14 protein-coding genes and 1 pseudogene are annotated in these 19,305 nt (G+C 66.1%); 7 read left to right on the plus strand and 8 right to left on the minus strand.

Features of this window, described 5'->3' with window-relative positions; genetic code table 11:
• The coding region (locus AU072_RS16110; RefSeq protein WP_120271673.1) for a non-ribosomal peptide synthetase at positions 1 to 6,572 on the plus strand (6,572 nt) is incomplete at its 5' end.
• 15 nt (positions 6,573 to 6,587) lie between these two features.
• On the plus strand, positions 6,588 to 7,499 hold the full coding sequence (locus AU072_RS16115; RefSeq protein ID WP_064414717.1) for an SAM-dependent methyltransferase: 912 nt from the start codon (positions 6,588 to 6,590) through the stop codon (positions 7,497 to 7,499).
• Here AU072_RS16115 and AU072_RS16120 read toward each other — a convergent pair.
• From AU072_RS16120 to AU072_RS16135, 4 genes are read right to left on the minus strand one after another with little or no spacing between them, the layout of a single operon-like run.
• Positions 7,463 to 7,876 (minus strand): nitrile hydratase accessory protein, encoded by a 414-nt coding sequence (locus tag AU072_RS16120; protein ID WP_082680919.1) that lies wholly within the window; start codon positions 7,874 to 7,876, stop codon positions 7,463 to 7,465. The two genes, AU072_RS16115 and AU072_RS16120, sit on opposite strands and share 37 nt — an antisense overlap.
• On the minus strand, positions 7,873 to 8,535 hold the full coding sequence (nthB, locus tag AU072_RS16125; RefSeq protein ID WP_064414718.1) for a nitrile hydratase subunit beta: 663 nt from the start codon (positions 8,533 to 8,535) through the stop codon (positions 7,873 to 7,875). The genes AU072_RS16120 and nthB overlap by 4 nt, the downstream gene beginning before the upstream one ends.
• Entirely contained in the window at positions 8,528 to 9,166 is a 639-nt protein-coding gene (gene nthA, locus AU072_RS16130) for a nitrile hydratase subunit alpha (protein ID WP_064414719.1), read from the minus strand. The genes nthB and nthA overlap by 8 nt, the downstream gene beginning before the upstream one ends.
• Before the next feature lie 2 nt (positions 9,167 to 9,168).
• The gene (locus AU072_RS16135) at positions 9,169 to 10,536 is read right to left on the minus strand and encodes an argininosuccinate synthase-related protein (RefSeq protein ID WP_133147295.1); all 1,368 of its coding nucleotides are present in this window, start codon (positions 10,534 to 10,536) and stop codon (positions 9,169 to 9,171) included.
• Positions 10,537 to 10,909: 373 nt separating this feature from the next.
• On the opposite strand from AU072_RS16135, the gene AU072_RS16140 reads away from it, so the two are divergent.
• Positions 10,910 to 11,686, plus strand: coding sequence for a class I SAM-dependent methyltransferase (locus AU072_RS16140; protein ID WP_120271048.1), 777 nt, complete (start codon positions 10,910 to 10,912; stop codon positions 11,684 to 11,686).
• Between the two features lie 19 nt (positions 11,687 to 11,705).
• Here the strand turns inward: AU072_RS16140 and AU072_RS28615 are convergent, their stop codons facing one another.
• From AU072_RS28615 to AU072_RS16150, 3 genes and pseudogenes are all read right to left on the minus strand, one after another.
• Complete coding sequence (locus tag AU072_RS28615; RefSeq protein ID WP_235629912.1) at positions 11,706 to 12,455, minus strand: DUF1460 domain-containing protein; 750 nt, start codon at positions 12,453 to 12,455, stop codon at positions 11,706 to 11,708.
• A pseudogene (locus tag AU072_RS28620) lies at positions 12,438 to 13,364 on the minus strand (transglycosylase SLT domain-containing protein); the annotation flags it as partial. The gene AU072_RS28615 and the pseudogene AU072_RS28620, both read right to left, overlap by 18 nt.
• A gap of 41 nt (positions 13,365 to 13,405) precedes the next feature.
• Positions 13,406 to 13,705, minus strand: a complete 300-nt coding sequence (locus AU072_RS16150) for a DUF732 domain-containing protein (RefSeq protein ID WP_064414722.1) — start codon at positions 13,703 to 13,705, stop codon at positions 13,406 to 13,408.
• A gap of 128 nt (positions 13,706 to 13,833) precedes the next feature.
• Here AU072_RS16150 and AU072_RS16155 point away from each other — a divergent pair, with 128 nt between their 5' ends.
• Both AU072_RS16155 and AU072_RS16160 read left to right on the plus strand, forming a co-directional pair.
• A complete protein-coding gene (locus AU072_RS16155) occupies positions 13,834 to 15,114 on the plus strand; it encodes an acyl-CoA dehydrogenase family protein (RefSeq protein ID WP_064414723.1) in 1,281 nt (426 codons plus the stop codon).
• Between the two features lie 27 nt (positions 15,115 to 15,141).
• Positions 15,142 to 15,330 (plus strand): hypothetical protein, encoded by a 189-nt coding sequence (locus AU072_RS16160; RefSeq protein WP_064414724.1) that lies wholly within the window; start codon positions 15,142 to 15,144, stop codon positions 15,328 to 15,330.
• 3 nt (positions 15,331 to 15,333) lie between these two features.
• On the opposite strand, the gene AU072_RS16165 is transcribed toward AU072_RS16160, so the two are convergent.
• On the minus strand, positions 15,334 to 15,906 hold the full coding sequence (locus tag AU072_RS16165) for a TetR/AcrR family transcriptional regulator (protein ID WP_064414725.1): 573 nt from the start codon (positions 15,904 to 15,906) through the stop codon (positions 15,334 to 15,336).
• A 136-nt stretch (positions 15,907 to 16,042) separates the two neighbouring features.
• Here AU072_RS16165 and AU072_RS16170 point away from each other — a divergent pair, with 136 nt between their 5' ends.
• Together AU072_RS16170 and AU072_RS16175 are read left to right on the plus strand one after the other, a co-directional pair.
• Positions 16,043 to 17,365 carry a glycosyltransferase gene (locus tag AU072_RS16170; RefSeq protein WP_064414726.1) on the plus strand — a complete coding sequence of 441 codons (1,323 nt, stop codon included), beginning with the start codon at positions 16,043 to 16,045 and terminating at the stop codon, positions 17,363 to 17,365.
• A 226-nt stretch (positions 17,366 to 17,591) separates the two neighbouring features.
• On the plus strand, positions 17,592 to 19,268 hold the full coding sequence (locus AU072_RS16175) for a hypothetical protein (protein ID WP_064414727.1): 1,677 nt from the start codon (positions 17,592 to 17,594) through the stop codon (positions 19,266 to 19,268).
• Positions 19,269 to 19,305: the final 37 nt, after the last annotated feature.

Consider the following 19,305-nt stretch of genomic DNA (forward strand, 5'->3'; position numbering starts at 1 on the left):
GTGTGGGGGTGGGGGTGGGTTATGTGGGTCGTGCGGGGTTGACCGCGGCCCGGTTTGTGGCGTGTCCGTTCGGGCCGGCGGGGTCTCGGATGTATCGCACTGGGGATGTGGTGCGTTGGCGTGCTGATGGGCAGCTTGATTATTTGGGTCGGGCCGATGAGCAGGTCAAGGTTCGTGGGTATCGCATCGAGCTCGGCGAGATTCAATCGGCGTTGCTGGGCGTCGATGGGGTGGGGCAGGCGGCGGTGGTTGCGCGTGAGGATCGTCCCGGTGATAAGCGCCTGGTGGGTTATGTCACCCAAACACCGGGCTGCACGGTCGATCCGGTTCATGTGCGCAGTGTGCTGGCTGAGTGTTTGCCGGCGTATATGGTGCCCGCGGCGGTGGTGGTGGTTGGGGCGTTGCCGTTGACGGTCAACGGCAAGCTCGATGTGCGGGCGTTGCCGGCGCCGGGGTATGGCGGTGCGGGGTATCGCGCCCCTGGTGATGCGGTTGAGGAGGTCCTGGCCGGGATTTATGCCGAGGTGTTGGGTCTGGATCGGGTGGGGGTCGATGATTCGTTCTTCGATCTGGGGGGCGACAGCATCTCCTCGATGCAGGTGGTGGCCCGGGCGCGTGCGGCGGGGTTGGTGTGTCGCCCGCGTGACATTTTCGTCGAGCAGACGGTGGCCCGGCTGGCGCGGGTGGCCGAGTCGGTCCAGGGCGCTACCGGGCCGGTCGATGAGGGCACCGGGCCGGTGGCCGCGACTCCGATCATGGGCTGGTTGACCCACCGGGATGGCCCCATTGAGCAGTTCAACCAGACGGTGGTGCTGCAGGCCCCCGATGGGGTCACCGAGTCCGATGTGGTTGTGCTGCTGCAGGCGCTGCTGGACCGGCATGCGATGTTGCGGTTGCGCGCAGCACGTGACGGCCAGGGCGGATGGTCATTCGTCGTTGCTGAACCCGGGTCGGTGGATGCCGGTCGGTGTGTGCGGTCGGTGCCGGTGTTCTCCGATGAGGCGTTGGTGGCGGCGCGGTCGCGGTTGGATCCGGGTGCGGGGGTGATGCTCAGCGCCCTGTGGGTGAGTGCGACACGGCAGTTGGTGTTGGTCGTTCATCATTGGGCTGTTGATGCGGTGTCGTGGCGAATCCTGGTCGAGGACCTCAATATCGCCTGGGGCCAGCACCATAGTGGGCAGCCGATCACCCTGGCGGTGGTGGGGACCTCGTTTGCCCGCTGGTCGGCACTGCTGGCCGAGCATGCCCGCAGCCCTGAGGTTGTGAATCAGGCTGCGGCCTGGCGGCAGGTATCGGCGGCTGAGGTTCCTGCGCTGTTGCCCGCTCCGCGGCCCGCTGATACTTATGCCGGTGCTGGGCAGTGGTCGGTGTCGTTGGACACCGAGACCACCGCGGTGTTGGTGGGGCAGGTGCCTGCGGCGTTTCACACCGGTATCCACGAGATTTTGTTGATCGCGTTGGCGATCGCGGTGGGTGAGTTTGTTGGTGCCGGTGGGCCGGTGGGTATCGATGTGGAGGGCCACGGCCGTGATGAGGGTATCGCTGCCGGGGTGGATCTGACCCGCACGGTGGGCTGGTTCACTGCTAAATACCCTGTGGCCCTGGACATCAGCCGATTGTCGTGGGCGCAGGTCACCGCAGGTGATGCTGGCCTGGGTGCAGTGGTCAAAGATGCTAAAGAACAGCTTCGTGCTCTGCCTGACCCACTGAGCTATGGTCTGCTGCGCTATCTGAACCCCGACATCGAGCTACCCGAGCACGATCCCCCGATCGGATTCAACTACCTGGGTCGACTCACCACCACCGCAGCACAATTGTCGGATCAGGTGTGGCGCATCGCCGAACACAGCGGCACCGTGGCCGCCACCGCGGCCGCCACCGCAATCGCGTTGACCCACACCATCGAAATCAACGCCGCCACCACCGACACCAGCACCGGACCACAACTACACGCCCACTGGACATGGGCACCCTCAACACTGACCCCCGAACACATCCACCGACTCAACCAACTCTGGTTCCAAGCCCTCACCGGCATCTGCACCCACGTCCACGCAGGCGGCGGCGGCCTCACCCCCTCCGACATCGCACCGGCCCGGTTGACCCAGTACCAGATCGACGACCTCGCCCAGCGCTACGACATCGCCGACATCCTGCCGCTGACGCCGTTGCAGCAGGGATTGTTCTTCCACGCCGTCGCCACACATGGTGGCGGCGACGATGTTTACGCGATGCAGCTGGACATCACGCTGAGTGGTCGGCTGGACGACCATCGGTTACGCGAGGCGATGCACACCGTGGTCAAACGCCATCCCCACCTGGCGGCCCGCTTCTGGGCGCAGTCCGGGGAGCCGGTGCAGATCATCCCCGCCGATCCCGTCATGGCCTGGCGCCACGTCGATTTGGCGGCAGCGCAAACCGCTCGTCATGGGCATACGGAGCAGATCGAGCAGATCTGCGCCGAGGAACGCGCTGCGGTTGGCGACCTGGCGCATCCGCCCGCCGTTCGTGCCGCTTTGATCCGCACCGCACACGATCGGCACCGTTTGGTGCTGACGTACCACCACATCGTGATGGACGGCTGGTCGCTGCCGATCCTTCTCGGCGAAGTGTTCGCCGCCTATCACGGGCAGTGGCTCGGCGCACCGGGGTCGTATCGCAGGTACGTCACCTGGTTGGCCGAGCGGGATCGCGACGCTGCGCGCGCGGCGTGGCTCAAGGCGTTCGCCGGGTTTGACACCCCCACATTGGTCGGCTCGCCCGACCGGTCCAGGCTCGGGCCCCGCGCCGTCGAAACCGTCCAGATACCGGCCGAAATCACCCGCGACATCGGCGAATTGGCACGATCCCACCACACCACCACCAACATCGTGCTGCAAGCCGCATGGGCCCAACTACTGATGTGGCTCACCGGCCAGAACGATGTCGCCTTCGGCACGGTGGTCTCGGGTCGCCCCGTCGAACTGCCAGGTGCGGAGTCGATGGTGGGCCTGCTGATCAACACCGTTCCGGTGCGGGCCCCCATCACCGCACAGGCCTCCATCACGGACCTGATCGAGCACATGCACGGCGCCCACAAGGACACACTCGAACATCAGCACGTGGCGCTACCCGAGATCCACCGGATCGCCGGTCACGACCAGCTTTTCGACACAGTGTTCGTGTACGAGAACTACCCCATCGACACCGCAGCCCTCTCCGATGCCGACGGGTTGGCCGTCACCGAGTTCGTCAGCCGCGAATACAACCACTACCCACTGACGGTGCAAGCCAGTCCCGGCCCTCGACTGGGCCTTCGCTTCGAATTCGACACAGACGTCTTCGATCGCGAACGTATCCAGGCGTTGATCCGGCGTTTCCAGCGGGTGATGGTTGCGATGACGACCGATCCGCGCCAGTGTGTTTCGTCGGTGGACGTACTCGACGATGTCGAGCACACCCGATTGGATCAGATCGGCCATCGCGCGGTGTTGACCCAGCCGCCGGCGACGCACGTGTCGATCCCGGCGGCATTCGCTGTGCAGGTGGCGAAAACGCCCGAGGAGGTGGCAGTCACTTTCGAGGGCTGCTCACTGACTTATCGCGAACTCGATGAAGCAGCCAACCGGCTAGCGCACCTGCTCGTCGATCAGGGTGCGGGCCCAGGCGAATGTGTGGCGCTGCTGCTCTCTCGTTCCCTGCAAGCGGTCACCGCGATTGCGGCGGTGCTCAAGACGGGGGCCGCCTATCTCCCGATCGACCCAGCGCTGCCGGCGGCCCGCATCGGTTTCATGCTCGCCGATGCGCGGCCGGTCGCCGCGATCACCAGCACCGGGCTCGCCGACCGGCTGGGCGAGTACGACGTCACGGTCATCGATGTCGACGCTCCTCACCTCGAAACCTATCCCGCAACGAATCTGCCGACACCGAACGCCGACGATGTCGCCTACCTGATGTACACCTCCGGGACGACCGGTGCACCCAAGGGGGTGGCCATCACCCATCACAATCTGACCCAGCTGCTCAGGTCGCTGGACCAGTGGCTTGCGCCCGAACAGGTGTGGTCACAATGGCATTCGCTGGCCTTCGATGTATCGGCGTGGGAGATGTGGGGTGCTCTGCTACGTGGTGGGCGGCTCGTCGTGGTGCCCGAGTCGGTAAGCCGCTCACCCGAGGACCTGCGCGCCCTAATCGTGGCCGAAGACGTCAGCGTGCTGCTCCTGACGCCGTCGGCGGTCGCGATGATGTCGCCGCGGGGGCTCGACGGGGTGACGTTGGTGGCCGCCAGCGAGGTCTGCCCCGCCGAGGTGGTGGATCGGTGGGCGTCCGGGCGGGTGATGGTCCACTCGTACGGTCCCACCGAGACGACCGTGTATACGTCCATGAGCGCGCCGCTGGCGGTGGGGTCGGGAGTGCCGCCGATCGGCTCGCCGGTGGGGGGATCGGCGTTCTTCGTCCTGGACGGGTGGCTGCGGCCGGTGCCGGTCGGGTCCGTCGGGGAACTGTATGTGGCCGGTTCCGGAGTGGGCTGCGGGTATTGGCGCCGGGCCGGTTTGACCGCCTCACGGTTCGTGGCATGCCCGTTCGTCGGCGACGGGGCACCCGGCCAACGGATGTATCGCACGGGAGATCTCGTGCGATGGCGCACGGACGGGCAACTACAGTTCGTGGGACGTATCGACGAGCAGGTCAAGATCCGCGGTTACCGCATCGAACTCGGTGAGGTGCGGGCCGCGTTGGCCGCGCTGGAGGGTGTCGAGCAGGCGGTCGTGACCGTCCGGGAAGACCGCCCCGGTGATCGACGCCTCGTCGGCTACATCATCGAGACTGCGACGGGCTCCGTGGATTTGCCCGGGGCGCGCAGCGCGCTCGCGAAACGGCTACCGCCCTACATGGTGCCGGCCGCCGTCGTCGCGGTGACGACGCTGCCTCTGACGGTCAACGGCAAACTCGACCAACGCGCGTTGCCTGCACCGCAGTACACCGCCGGCGGGTATCGCGCGCCGACCGGTCCGATGGAGGAGACGTTGGCCGGTATCTACGCCGGCATTCTGGGGCTGGACCGGGTCGGCGTCGACGACTCGTTCTTCGACCTCGGGGGTGACTCGCTGTCCGCGATGCGCCTGATCGCCAGTGTGAACACGGCATTCGATGCCGACCTTCCGGTGCCCGTCCTCTTCGACGCTCCGTCTGTAAGCGGCTTGTGCGCCCAACTCGACAGGCACAAGACCGACCAGAAGACCGGTGTCAGAGCACTGTATGCAGCCATACACGGCCGTGATTGCACCGAGGTCCGCGCCGCGGATCTCAAGCTCGCCAGGTTCATCGATACCGCAACCCTGACCGCGGCGCCGACGCTGCCGGGCCCCCGCGCCGACGCCAGGACAGTGCTGCTCACCGGCGCCACCGGATTCCTCGGGCGTTACCTGACCTTGCAGTGGCTGGAGCGGATGGCGGCGATCGACGGCACGCTGATCTGTCTTGTGCGAGGCGAATCCGACGCCGATGCGCGGGCCCGTCTGGAGAAGACCTTCGACAGCGGTGATCCCGCTCTGCTGCAACACTTCCAGTCGTTGGCCACCGATCACCTGGAGGTCATCGCCGGCGACAAGAGCGAGGCCCGCCTCGGACTGGACGACGAGCTCTGGGAGTGTCTCGCCGAGACCGTCGACCGGATCGTCGATCCCGCGGCTCTGGTCAACGGGGTTCTGCCCTACAGCGAGCTGTTCGGGCCCAACGTGGTGGGTACCGCCGAGCTGATTCGATTCGCCCTCACCACCAGACTCAAGTCCTACAGTTTCGTCTCGACCGCCGATGTGAGAACGCAGATCGATCCCTCAGTCTTCACCGAGGATGCCGACATCCGCCTCATCAGCCCCACCCGCGCCATCGATGGCAGCTACGGAAACGGCTACGCCACAAGCAAATGGGCGGGTGAGGTGCTGCTGCGCGAAGCCCACGATCTGTGCGGGCTGCCGGTCGGGGTGTTCCGGTGCGACGTCATCCTGGCCGAGCCCACTTACGGGGGTCAGCTCAACGTGTCGGACACGGTCACCCGGATGGTGCTGAGCCTGGTCGCCACCGGCATCGCACCCGGCTCGTTCTTCCCGCTCGACGCGGAGGGTAAGCGTCAACGTGCCCACTTCGACGCGTTGCCAGTGGATTTCGTCGCCAAGGCGATCGCGTCGCTGGGTGCCCCGCTCATCGACGGATTCGAGACCTATCACGTGATGAACCCGCACGATGACGGCATCGGACCCGACGAGTACGTCGACTGGCTGATCGAGGCCGGTTACCCGATCCAGCGCATCGGTGACTTCACGGAGTGGGTGAGGCGATTCGAAACCGCGCTCAGTGAGCTGCCGGATCAGCAGCGGGAGCACTCGGTACTGCACATGTTGCGGTCGCGTCCGTCGGATCAGTTCGAGCTGCCCGAACCGACCCGCGGGGCTTTCGCACCCACTGACCGGTTTCGTGCCGCGGTACAGGCGGCAGAGTTCTCGCTTTACGAGGGCATCGCCGACATTCCGCACATCTCGGCGCCGATCATCACCAAATACGTCACCGACTTGCAGCGGCTCGGACTGCTTTAGCCCCAGGAGGACCACATGCGTCGACTCGCCCTTTCGATCTACTGGGGGTTCTTGACGGCCGTTCACTCCGTCACCCTGGTCCGGCAGAAGGATGCCGCGGCCTACTACACGATGCTCGGCGACGACGTCATCGACTTCATGAGTGGGGGATACGCCGACAGCTCCAAGCCGTTGTGGCTCAACCTCGGCTACTGGAAATCCGCACGCACCTATCCCGACGCCTGTGTCGCGATGGTCGAACTACTGGGCGCGCGTGCGGGACTGCGGCCTGGCGACAGCGTCCTCGACGTCGGCGCGGGGTTCGGTGAGCAGGACTTCGTTCTGCTCGATCGTTTCGACGTCTCTCATATCACCAGCATCGACATCACGCCTGTCCACGTCGACAAAGGCACAGAAGCCGTCGCCAAGCGTGGACTCGAGGACCGGATCGACATTCGCCTCGGCTCCGCTACCGCAATGGAATTCGCCGACGAATCGTTCGACAAGGTGGTGGCCCTGGAATCCGCGTTTCACTTCGACACCCGCGATGAGTTCCTGCGGGAGGCGTTTCGAGTCCTCAAACCGGGAGGCGCCATCGCGCTCACCGACATGCTCCCGATGCCGGGCCAGAAATCCAGCCGATCGACCAGATTCGGCCGTAAGTGCGGACATTATCCCGAGGCCAATTTCTATGACCGAGAGGAGTATCCGCGGCGGTTGGCGGCCGCGGGCTTCGACGATGTGCTCGTGGAGTCGATCAGGGGAGACGTGTACCCCGCGATGGCGGAATACGCGCGCCAGCGAATCGAGGAGAAGAAGGGCATGCGTGAGGTGGTCGTCGAAGTGTCAGAGGACGACCGCGCGCACTGCCGTGGCGTGCAGATGTGGGAGCGGGGACTCGGGATCGCCGATTACGTGGTCGTCTCGGCCCGCAAGCCCCCGAGGTAGGCGCCGTGGCGCGCGGGAGGCGAGGCGCCGAAATCGGCGGCATGCACCTCGATCGGATTGCCGTGCGGTGTGCGCCTTGCCGCGTGTCGCCACGCATCACGCCAGCGTTCGGTCTCGCCGGGGTCGATTCCCCTGCGCGTCAGCAGGTCTTCGAGGGCATCCAGCCAATGGTGGTAATAGGAGCCGTCGAGGCCGGAAAGGCCGTCTGGGCAACCACTTTCGATGCGGGTGGCCAGTGCCTCGCTCCACTCGGTCCAGCTGTACAAACCACGTTCATGCAGTAGGACCACGATCGCGAAAGCCCTCGCCTGCCAGGGCTCAGCGAATACCCGCTCGTCGATGCCTGTGGTTTCTGATGGCCGTTCGCTGGTGGTCACCCTGCCTCCAGATACGGTTCCCACGCGTCGATGGACACCGTCAAAGTGGGCTCGACGTCCGGCCACAACTCTGTACCGCAGAACACCACGCCGTAGAGCCACCGCGGTTGTTCGCCCTGACCACTCGCGTTCGTGTCGGCGAACACGTGCACCCCGTGCACCTGCTCGATCACACCACTCTTGCCCCGCGCATACCCGGGGAGCCTGGTGTGATGGGAAGCCGCCGCGGCCGTCGTGCGCACGCGCTGGCCGACTGCGAACCGCGGACCGCTCGTTGCGAACCGCTCGGTGGGCGCCCCGCGCGCCTGCACCGTTCGCACGTCGCCCGCACGCAGAACGCGGGGCAACGCAGCCGGCGCATTCATGGATCGGCCGCTGGCCAATTCATCGGGTGAGATAAGGTCGCGTTCCCGGAGCTGATTGACCAACGCTGCGAACCACACCTCGTAATAGCTGCGTTGCGCGTAGTCCGGCAGCGTCTCCCTCGCAGCGCGTGTCATGTCGAGGTTCCACACTCCGGCGGCACCCATTGACAGTTGTAGTGCGAACACCCGCGGCTCCCAGGCCGCCCGCCACATCTCGCGTCCCGACCCGACCTCGATGGGACCGTGCCGAAGTCGGCCACCGATATCGGCATGGTTGACGTACTCCTCAGGCACGCGACACCGATCCCGGTTGGCGGGCCAGACCTGTGCCGATCATCGAATCGCGAGTCACCAAGGCGGCCAGACGTTCTTCGTCCAGGTCCTCACTTCCGGCCGGTCGCATCGGCACCACGAGATAACGCACTTCGGCGGTCGAATCCCATACCCGGATCTGCGTCTGCAGCGGCAGGGTCACCCCGAACTCGGCAAGCACGCCGCGGGGGTCGCGCACCGCACGTGACCGGTACGGCGCGCTCTTGTACCAGGTGGGGGGAAGCCCCAACACCGCCCACGGGTAGCAACTGCACAGCGTGCAGACGACCAGGTTGTGGTGTGCAGGCGTGTTCTCCACGGCGACCATGTGTTCGCTCTGCCGTCCCATGTAACCCAGCCACGCGATCGCGGCAGTGGCGTCGCTCAGCAGCCAGTCGCGATAGGTCGGATCGATCCAGGCACGGGCCACCACGCGAGCACCGTTGCGAGGGCCGATGCGTGTTTCGTAGGTCTCGATGAGTTCGTCGAGTGCGGCAGGTTCGACGTACCCTTTCTCAACCAGGACGCTTTCCAGTGCCCGCACCCGAAGGTCCATGTCACCGATCTCGCTGTGACCGGCGTCGGCACCCGTGTCGTCGGCGCGCAACGGCATGCTCAGTCGATCAGCCGAGGTGTAGTCGAGATCGAAGCCTCGGCCCGCTCGCTGCAACGGTCTCGCGGTGACGAGCGCTGCGCAGAAGCATCGTGCGGTAGGTATTCGCGGACTTGCAGGCCTTTCTCGCCATCGAGGCGAATCTCCGATTCAGCACGGGGTAGGCCGTCGCCCGGGACCGCCGCGACCGACCTCGCCGCAGCGGCTTTCCGGTACTCCCACTGCTCGCGATCTCGAATATAAAGGGGTGAAACGGCTTTGAATCCCTCGAGGTCGAATCCTCCTGTGCGAAGGGTGAACCGCACCTCTCCGCTGACGGCTCGAGCACTCACTTCGAGGAAGGACTGCAAGGCCTGACGGAGGCCGCGGAACCATCGACCCTCGACGGCTTCCACGATCAGGGCATCGCCGGCGGAGCGCATCCAGCGCAGGGTGTCCACTTCGACTGTCGCTGAGGCCAGTTGTGCGAATCCCTCGAGGACGAGCGCTGCCGCAGGGGCCTCGCGGACCTCGAGTACCTTCTCGCCGCTTTCCAGATGCTCCAGACTGCAGAACCGCCCGATACCGTACTGGCCGACGCTCGTGTTGAGGTTCGAAATCGATTCGACGGCGTTGGTGACCGGCTGGGCATCCACTGCCACGAGGCGCCCGCGCTCAAAGCCCAGCGATATCATGCGGCTCGGCGCGTCCGATACCACAGACCATTGGTACAGATGTCGATCGACTTCGAATTCTTCGGGGTCGTCGAGGGTTCCGCTTTCGAACTCCCGGCACCACAGGTTGGTGTCAGTGCTCAAGAACCGGTCGGCAAATCCGCCGACACCGAACGTCTCCTGAAGTTCCACGCGCTTGAAGTCACGCGACAACGCGTCGAGTTCGTAGGGCGATCCGAAGTGACCTTCGAATCCCAGATCTGAGATCGCGCCGTTGAGCCTTCGTAGGCTGTTCTGCGACTGGTTGGCTGTGTGCAGCAGGCACCTGGCGCCGACCGATCGCGCGAACTCCACGCCGACTCTGGCGATCAACGGTCGCGACAGAGATGCACTGACCGGATGTTGACCGAGATATTTGCCGCCGGCGAGAATCGCCGGCTGTACGAACTCTTCGACGAATTCGTGTCTGCAATCGAGACGGGTGATTCGCACATCGAACTTGTCGGCGATGCGCGAAAAGCGTCCGATATCGAAGTCGTCCCCGAGACCGACCGACAGTGCAAAAACGCGCGTGTCGAGTTTGGCCAGCTGGGCCAACAGGTAAGCGCTGTCCAGTCCACCACCGCACAATGTGACGATGGTGTCATTGCGGTGGCACACCGCCTCGATATCCGAGAAGGACCGGATCTTCCTCTTCTGTGTGCCGTCAGATCCCATGATTCGAACCCCGATCACGCGGGCGATGGGATCCACTGCTGGAACCGCATTGCCGATCGTTCGGCCGAGGCATACTCAACGGCGCACCCGGCAAGTCAGCAGGCGCGAATCCGGCGCAGCTTTCGCGTCCTCCCAACCGGGTCAGGCTAACACCGCCAGCAGGGAACATGCCCGGAAACGGACACCGTCGTGGCTGGATGAAGCCGATCGAATGGGAAGGCGGTGTTTCAGCATCCCGGCTCGCGCACAGGATATTTCGAACGCAAACTATTCGGGAGGATGCCCGTGCCGACGCTGCAGTGAATTCGCGCCGGGGAGGGGGTTTGCCCTTCGATGTTGGGCCATTCGACGTTGAACGACGGGCGAGTCGTTCATGATGATCGACATGGGCGCGCCAACCGCCGATATCGAGAACATGCCCAGGGGCGGGCCGGATGCCTCGTGGCTGGACCGGCGACTGCAGACCGACCGGTTGGAGTATCTGGACCGCAACGACGTCGATGATCTCAAGCGGAAGGTCATCGAAGCGCTGGACCGCAGAGGGCGGCGACGGTACGTCGGTACGTACAAGATGTGCGCTCGATCGGCGCTTCGAGAAGTTGCCGACATCCCGGCACCCAAGATCCTCGAGCTCGGGTGCGGCCTCGGCGGGCTGTCACGGCAATTGCTCCGGGATCACCCCGGCGCTCACGTGACAGTCACCGACATCGACCCTGCGTTCGTGGCGATCGCCGCCGCCGACCTCGGTAGCCATCCACGTGCCACGGTGCGCGAGATGGATGCGACCGCTATCGACGCCCCGGACGGGTCCTACGACCTTGCCGTGTTTGCGTTGTCGTTGCATCACCTGCCGCCCGAACAGGCCGCCCGGGTGTTCGCAGAAGGCACCCGGGTCGCCACGAAGATGCTGATCATCGACCTCCGCAGGTGGCGATCCCCGATCCATGTCGCGGTGCTGTCGCCGGCGCTACCCCTCACCGCGCTGAATCCGTTGGCACACGATGGGGTGATCAGTTCGCTTCGTTCTTACAGCCCGTCGGCGCTGCGTGCGATCGCCCGCTATGCCGACCCCGCAATCACCGTCGAGTTCCGCAGCGGCCCCTTCGGCACGACGACCGTCGTGGCCAGTCGGGCCCGCCGGGCTGGCTGACAAGCCCCGCTTCCGATCCCTACTGCACCGGGCGCAGAACTACCACTCCAGGAACGGTCCGTACGTAATCGAACAGCGGAGTGTCGACGACCTTGTCGTCACCCGGAAGCGATGAGGCGTTGCGGAATACCGGTCCGTGCGGGGTGTCGACGTACACGCCGACGTGCGTGACGTCGAGGCCGCCGTCTTCGGCATACGCTCCGATGTAGTCGCCGGTTCGCAGTCCGCCCACCACGGCGTCGTCGAACTGCGCGCTCGGTATGTAGGACATCGTCCGGGGCACGACCGGCAAACCGGGCAGGTACACGCCGCCGGAGTCCTTCTGGTTCAAGTTCTTCTGAACATGAATCACATTGGCGCTCAAGCTGGCAGTGATGTCGGTCGCGACCGCCGGCGTCGCCGCCGCCCATTCGGTGAAGAAGTGTTTCCGGTTCGCGAAGTCCACGACGCCGTCCTTGTAGCGGACCTCGCGCAGCGCGGCGATGAACTCCTCGCGGCTGTCCGCCCGCTTCAGCGCCTCGACGTAGTCCGCATAGGTGAAGCAGTCGACCTTCGACAGTTCGACCACCAGCTGCTCGGGCTCATCGGCCGACCCGACGAGAGTGTGTGCGCCATAAGGGGTCCCGAGAAATGCGCGTGAGATGACCTCGGCTCGTTCCAGGGGTGCGGCACCGTTTCTGACCGCCAGCAGCCGCTCGAGGATTTGCGTGTTCTGCTCTGAGACCTGTACGTCGGGGGCCGGCTTCTCCGTTGAGGCAAGGTAATTCACGGCGAGGATGGGAGTCGCCTCGGCGTAGCCCACCGGCAGCAACACGTCACCGGCGGTGGACAGGTAGTAGACCTCCCACCGGTGATAGGTGTCGAAGCCGGCAGGGTCGGCGGCCATGACCGCCGCGTAGTCGTGGATCGCCCGCACGTAGTTGTTCGAGTTGTTGTAGCGGTACAGCGCGTAGTCGGGGTCTCGCGTGAAACCGTTGGCAGACAGGTAACGTCCCGCCGCCATGATGCTGTCACGAGGCGAGTGGATATCCCCGCCTGCGCCGAAGGCGGCGAATGTCGAGGGCATGAACTGCATCGGTCCTTGGGCACCCGCCGTGCTCACCCCGGCGACGCGTCCGAAGGCGGTCTCGACGAGATTGATCGCCGCCAGATACTGCCAGGGCACACCGAACTCGGATTCCGCCTCGCGGTAGTGACTCATCAGCTCGTCCACCGGCGTGGGCGCAACGATCCGCCACGCGGGCAGCGTGTCCTTCGGCCGGCTCATCACGCCGAGTTCACGCCGCGCGTGGACGTTGTGGTCGTAGATCGTCACCAGCTCCGGCGGAATCCGCGGACGCACGATCGGGTCCCACTCGGGGTGTCGTCCGATGGCTCGGTACGCCAGCTGCTGGCGCTGCGCCGCCGCGTTCTTCAGCGCCTCGCTCGACGACGGGTCCCGCAGCGCTCGTTCGTCGGCGACCAGATCATCGGCGATGCGCAGTGGATCCGAGGCCAACTCTCGGCGGGGTGGCTCGGCTGCGGGTGGCGGGGCCGCGGCAGCGGGCGCCGCTGACGTCGCGGGAGGTGCTTCCTGCTTCCCTGAATCCGAGCACCCGACGAGGACGAACAAGATCATCCCGACGCTCGCGGCCGCAGCGATCCTGGCGGCGTCGCGGCGCCGTGTACCGGCATTCATTGCCGTCGGAGTCTAGCGCCGCCGCCCAACCCGCCGGTGGATCACGCTTGCTTGGGCTCGGGGCAGAGGTACAGCCGAGCCCCGGCCACGATGAAGTTCGACAGCGTTTCGTCCTTCGTCGCGATGTCCAACTTCTCGGCCACCGCGGTCGAGTCGGCGCCGCGCGCGAACTGCGCGCACGCGTCCCGGGCGAGGGTGGTCAGTGTGGTGCAGTCGCCCGTGTATCCCACCGAGGTGATGCTGCGGCAGAGGTCGTCCTCGGGCGACGCGGCAGCGTGCGGTGCCGCCATCATCAGGCCCACCACTGCCATCGAAAGCGCTGTGAGCGCACGCGTAGTCATGTCACGTCCTTCCTAGCGCTCGACTACCCGATTTGACTCCCGGCACGCAGGATCGCACGCAGATCGAGATTGCGGCGTTATCAAGACCGGGATAGCTGGTGTCACCGGCGTGGTGACAGACTCTCGACATGGCGTGGGATTTCAGCACCGAACCGGAATTTCAATCCAAGCTCGACTGGGTCAGGCAGTTCTGTGAAGAGAAGGTCGAGCCTCTCGACCACGTCTTCCCGTACGCGGTGCGCTCACCCGATCCGGCGGTCAAGGCTTACGTCCGCGAGCTCCAGCAGGAGGTCAAGGACCAGGGTCTGTGGGCGATCTTCCTCGACAGGGACCTCGGCGGCCCCGGCTTCGGACAGCTCAAGCTCGGCCTGCTCAACGAGGTCATCGGTCGTTATGCCGGCGCCCCCCACATGTTCGGCGCGTCGGCACCGGACACGGGCAACATGGAGATGCTCGCCGCGTACGGCACCGAGGAACAAAAGGAGCGGTGGCTCAAACCGCTGCTCAACCAGGACATGTTCTCGGCCTACTCGATGACCGAACCGCAGGGCGGCAGCGACCCCAACCTCTTCAAGACCCACGCCGTGCGCGACGGCGACGAATGGGTGATCAACGGCGAGAAGTGGTTCACGTCGGCCGGTCGCGTCGCCGACATCCTGTTCGTGATGTGCACCAACGGGATGTTCGTCGTCCCGCGCAACACGCCCGGCGTGGAGATCATGCCCGAGCCGCGCAACCACAACCACATCAAGTACCGCGACGTCCGGGTGCCGCTAGATCATCTGCTGGGCCCGGAGAACGGCGCAAAAGTGTTGGCGCAGAGGCGTCTTGGCGGCGGTCGCATCCATCACGCGATGCGCACGATCGCGCAGTGCAACCTGGCGTTCGACATGATGTGCGAGCGCGCGCTCAGCCGCGAATCGCACGGCAAGGTCATCTCCGAACACCAGATGGTGCAGGAGAAGATCGCCGAGTCCTACGCGATGATCAAGATGCTGCGCCTCTTCGTCCTCGAGACCGCGTGGAAGATCGACAACACCTCGACGCAGGAGGCCCGCACCGAGATCGCCGCGGTGAAGTTCACGATGGCCAAGGTCCTGCGGGAGGTGTCGTTCAACGCGCTGCACATCCTCGGATCGCTCGGCACCACCGACCTCACCCCGATCCAGGCGATGTACGCCGCGGCTCCGACGATGGGTATCGCCGACGGCGTCGACGAGGTGCACAAGGCGACCGTCGCGCGCCGCGTGCTGCGCGACTATGAACCCCACGAAGGCGATTTCCCGACCCAGTTCCTGCCCTACAAGCGCGAGCGGGCGCGCCGGAAGATGCAACCCGTCCTCGACGCGCGCCCCGAGCTTGCGGCCGCCGCCGAGGCGTATCAGAAATACCTGTCGCGGCGCCGCTGACCGCGAGCGCTCGCCTAGGGTGAAGGCATGCGGTTCGCCATCGCCCTGCTCGGAATGATCGTCGCGTTATTCGGCCTGCTGTTCACCCTCCAGGGTTTCGGCGTGGTCGGCGGCAGCCCGATGAGCAACACCACCACCTGGTCGATCCTCGGCCCGATCATTGCGCTGATCGGCATCGCACTGGCCGTCGGCGGACTCCGCCGCCGCAAGCCCTGACGGTCACGCGGGTTTGCGGAACACCGTTTCGATGAGCAGTCGCCGACACCACAGCCGGTAAGCCTCCACACTCCAGCCGTCGCGGTGGGTGACCCGCCGAAACGTCTCGACGCTGCCCAGCACTGCCGCCGTCTCGAGTAGTTCTTCGAACGGGACATCGGTGCGGAGCCAGCCGCGGTCCCCGAAGTGCTCGAGGATCCGTCCGACTTGCCTGGTGACGCTGGCGATGAGTTCGCCGAGGTAACGGTCCAACTCGGGGTCGGCGTTCGCGCCGCCGATGAGCGCGGTCGCGAGTTCGGCCGCTCGTTCATGCACATCCATCTGTGCGGCGATGACGGCGTCGACCGCCTCGTCGAAATCCTCGGTCTCGACGATCCTGCGGCCGACGTCGAGATTGAGGATGTTGTCCTCGCCGGCTACGCCGAACGCCGCGTACTCGATGGCGGCGATCAGCAACGCAGCTTTGGGTCCCTGCGACTGCACGGTCTCCGTGGAGACCCCGGCGTCCGAGGCAATCTTGGCCAATGTCGTGCGCGCGTACCCCTGCGCGGCGAACAGTTTCGCAGCGGCCGCCACGATTCGCTCCCTGGTTGCCTGTGCCTGCTGCCTGCGCAAATCGGAACGATACGAGCGACTGCGGGATATTGACTTGGGTGACACAGTAATGAATACTAGCCCATTGGATCGAATTTTTCTGACGGCAGGGACCGCAATGGCAGCAATCGTCATCGCCGGCATTCCGGCGCAGGGCCATGTGGCACCGCTTCTGACGCTGGCCAGGAATTTCGTTGAGCGGGGTGACGACGTTCGCTTCATCACCGGCTCCGGCTTCGCCGAGAAGGTGCGCGCTACCGGAGCTCGATTCGTCGCCCTGCCCGCCGACGCCGACTTCGACGAGCGGCCTCTTTCGGAGCAGTTCCCGGAGCGCGCGCGACTCAAGGGGGTCCGCGCCATCGCCTTCGACGTCGAGCATGTCTTCGCCCGGCCGGCCAAAGCTCAGTACGAGTCGTTGACCGCCACGCTGGCCGACCAAGCCGCCGACGTCGTGTTCGCCGATCCCGCCTTCGTCGGCGCCGCCCTTCTTCTCGGGCTTCCGCGTTCGGCGCGCCCCGCGGTCGTGATGTGCTGTGTGATCCCGCTCTGCATCGAGAGCCGCGACATCGCGCCGTTCGGGTTGGGGCTGCCGCCCGCGCGTTACCTGAACCGGGGCCGCAACGCCGCGCTGGCGGTTGTGCACCGCCGAATCCTCAAGGGCGCCAACGGACTGGTCAACGACCTGCATCGCGAAGTGCACGGAACGGATATGCCGGTCAGGTACCCGAACTGGGGCCGGAGGGCCGACGCGCTCATTCACTTCACGGTGCCGTCCTTTGAATATCCGATCACCGACGCGCCCCCGACGCTGCGCTTCGCAGGGCCGCTGTCGGCCACGGGTTCACAGGCGGCGCTGCCGACGTGGTGGTCCGACCTGGACGGGACCCGGCGGGTCGTGCACGTCACGCAGGGCACGGTCGCCAATACCGATTACAACCAGGCGATAGGCCCGACGTTGCAGGCGCTCGCCGATGAGGACGTTCTTGTCGTGGTGGCCACGGGCGGGCGCCCCGTCGACACCCTGCCGCCACTGCCCGCCAACGCGCGCGCCGCCGAGTATCTGCCGTACGACGAATTACTCCCGCGCACCGCGGTTTTCGTCACCAACGGCGGTTACGGCGGCGTGCAGTACGCGTTGCGCTACGGCGTGCCGGTCGTCGCCACCGGCGGCAAGGAAGACAAGCCCGAGGTGGGTGCCCGGGTGCAATGGTCTGGGGTCGGGCGGCGGATCAGAAGCGAGCGGCCGACCCCGCGCGCGCTGCGCCGAGAGATCCTGCGCGTGCTCGACGAGCCGCGATACCGAGATGCCAGTGCACGCATCGCCGCCGACATGGCCGCCTCCCCGGGCTTTGCCGAAGTGGCGGCGGTCGTCGATGATCTGGCGTCTCGGCAGGCCCCGCGTTCCGGGCACCTAAGCCCTCCTGTCGCGCCCACTTCCTGAGGTTCGCCGAGCCTGCCCGAGCCACTCGGGCAGGCGATGGACAGCGTTCGCTGAAAGCGCACGGGCGGGAGCCTGTGCCTGTAACGCCCGCGCCGACTCAGCGATGTTTCTTGTGAGGTCGAAGCGTCGGGGGAGCGCCTCGGGGTGCTCGCTTCCGTCTCAGCGACGAACCGTTGTCGCATGGCGTTCACGCGCCAAACCAGGCAGAGAAGGGAGTGGAGGCACGATGGGTGCTCCGCTGGATGATTTTCGCAGGGATGTCCGGAGACGAGGTATCGCCGTTGTCGCGTCGGGAGCCGTGATCTCCCTGACCGCGCTGACGGCCGGGCTCGCGCCTGCGGTCGCGCAGCCGGATTCCGACGACGTCGTGACGACGGTCGCGCCGGAACCCAGGGTCAGCGCTCCGGAGCCGGAGGTGACCGTCGAGCAGCCGACCTCGGCTCCGCAGCCGCAAGCACCGGCCACCCAGGTCGCACCTCAGACGCAGGCACCCCAGACGCAAGCGCCGCAGACGCAAGCGCCGCAGACGCAGGCGCCGCAGATGCAGGTGCCGGCCGTCGAGCCGGAGCCGGCCGTTGAGCCGGAGCCCGAGCCGGCTCCCGCTCCGCAGTCGGAGCCCGCGCCCCGGACCGTGACCCCGCCGAAGACCAGCACGGCGGTCCAGACGGCAGAGCCGTCGACTCCGAGCGCCCCGCCGTCGACTCCCGCCGAGCGGACCCCCGCGACCTCGGCCGCGCCGAGCACCACCGGCGCCGCTCCGGCGACCAAGCCCGAAACCAGCGAACCGGCCGAACCGGGCCAGTCCACCGCGTCGTCCGCAGCGGTCGCGCCGGCTTCGGATACCGAAGCGCCGACATCGAGCGCCAAGACCGCGGCGGAGACCACCGCCAATGAGGAGAGCAGTTCGGAATCCGACACCCCGACCGTGTCGATCGAGAACGCCGCCAAGGAGATCGAGACGCTGGCGCCCGAAACCCTCGAAGCACCCGCCGAGGACGTTCAACTCGCGCGCAACGCGAAGCCGGTCTTCGAACCGGAGCCTGCGCCCGCGCCCGAGCAGGACGTGGCCGCGTTCAAGCAGTCGGTCGACATGACCCTCGGCCTGAACGGCGCCGAGGCCAGCGCGAGCGCGAAGGTCGAGTTCGAGGCCAAGCGTGACCGCGACTTCGAGCTGGTCAGCAACGTGCGTCAGTGGCGACCCGAGTGGATCGAGTACGACGAGTTCTACCGCCCGGTCCTGATGAACCCGTTCCGGGCACCGGTGCGCATCGTCTACGTCTACGACATGCGCCCACGCATCGCCTACATCCCCCCGCTGTCCCGCCTGGTGCTCGAAGCGGCCCAGTTCGCCGCCTACAGCTTCACCGCGGCGGTGCTCAGCCCGGTGGTGGCGGCCGCCAACGTCGCGCAGGCGGTGTCCAACATCGCGGTCGGCACCTTCCTCGGCGGCGGCTACTTCCCCGGCGCCGGCCTGCCGTTGCCGCCGCCTCCGCCGCCCGTCCTGCGCTACGACAACGTGCCGGTGTTGGTGAACTACTCCAACGCCCGTTACGAGCCGTTCCGCGTGCGTCAGATCGTCGACGTCGGTGAGGACCGGGTCTACGGCGGGCACAAGGTGCTGCTCGACGGCGCGACCCCGGTGTGGGGCGAATGGACCCAAACCGCAAGCGGTGAGCGCCAATTCGAGGTCCGCAAGACCCAGCAGTTCCCGGGCCTGAGCGAACCCGCCGAGGCCCCCCTGCCCGGCGACTACCGGTTGCGGCTGGCTGCCGACGAGGCGTCGACCGGCGGTCTGACCGGCCGCGACATCTTCCTGATGGTGTCCGCGGGTGTGATCGGCACGCTCGGGTTCGGTGCCATCGGCCTGGCGTTCTTCCTCGGCCGTCGGCGGCCCGAACACTGAGGGGCCACCCGCGCACCGGAAAGGTCGTCGCCGCCGT

Origin of the sequence: Mycolicibacterium novocastrense, from assembly GCF_001499835.1 — a bacterium.
In the GTDB taxonomy this organism is placed as follows: domain Bacteria; phylum Actinomycetota; class Actinomycetes; order Mycobacteriales; family Mycobacteriaceae; genus Mycobacterium; species Mycobacterium novocastrense.

Coding starts and splice junctions, on each gene's coding strand:
- AU072_RS16115 (WP_064414717.1), top strand. CDS start 6,588: ATGCGTCGACTCGCCCTTTCGATCTACTGGGGGTTCTTGACGGCCGTT.
- nthA (WP_064414719.1), bottom strand. CDS start 9,166: ATGCCGTTGCGCGCCGACGACACGGGTGCCGACGCCGGTCACAGCGAG.
- AU072_RS16135 (WP_133147295.1), bottom strand. CDS start 10,536: ATGGGATCTGACGGCACACAGAAGAGGAAGATCCGGTCCTTCTCGGAT.
- AU072_RS16140 (WP_120271048.1), top strand. CDS start 10,910: ATGATGATCGACATGGGCGCGCCAACCGCCGATATCGAGAACATGCCC.
- AU072_RS16150 (WP_064414722.1), bottom strand. CDS start 13,705: ATGACTACGCGTGCGCTCACAGCGCTTTCGATGGCAGTGGTGGGCCTG.
- AU072_RS16155 (WP_064414723.1), top strand. CDS start 13,834: ATGGCGTGGGATTTCAGCACCGAACCGGAATTTCAATCCAAGCTCGAC.
- AU072_RS16160 (WP_064414724.1), top strand. CDS start 15,142: ATGCGGTTCGCCATCGCCCTGCTCGGAATGATCGTCGCGTTATTCGGC.
- AU072_RS16170 (WP_064414726.1), top strand. CDS start 16,043: ATGGCAGCAATCGTCATCGCCGGCATTCCGGCGCAGGGCCATGTGGCA.
- AU072_RS16175 (WP_064414727.1), top strand. CDS start 17,592: ATGGGTGCTCCGCTGGATGATTTTCGCAGGGATGTCCGGAGACGAGGT.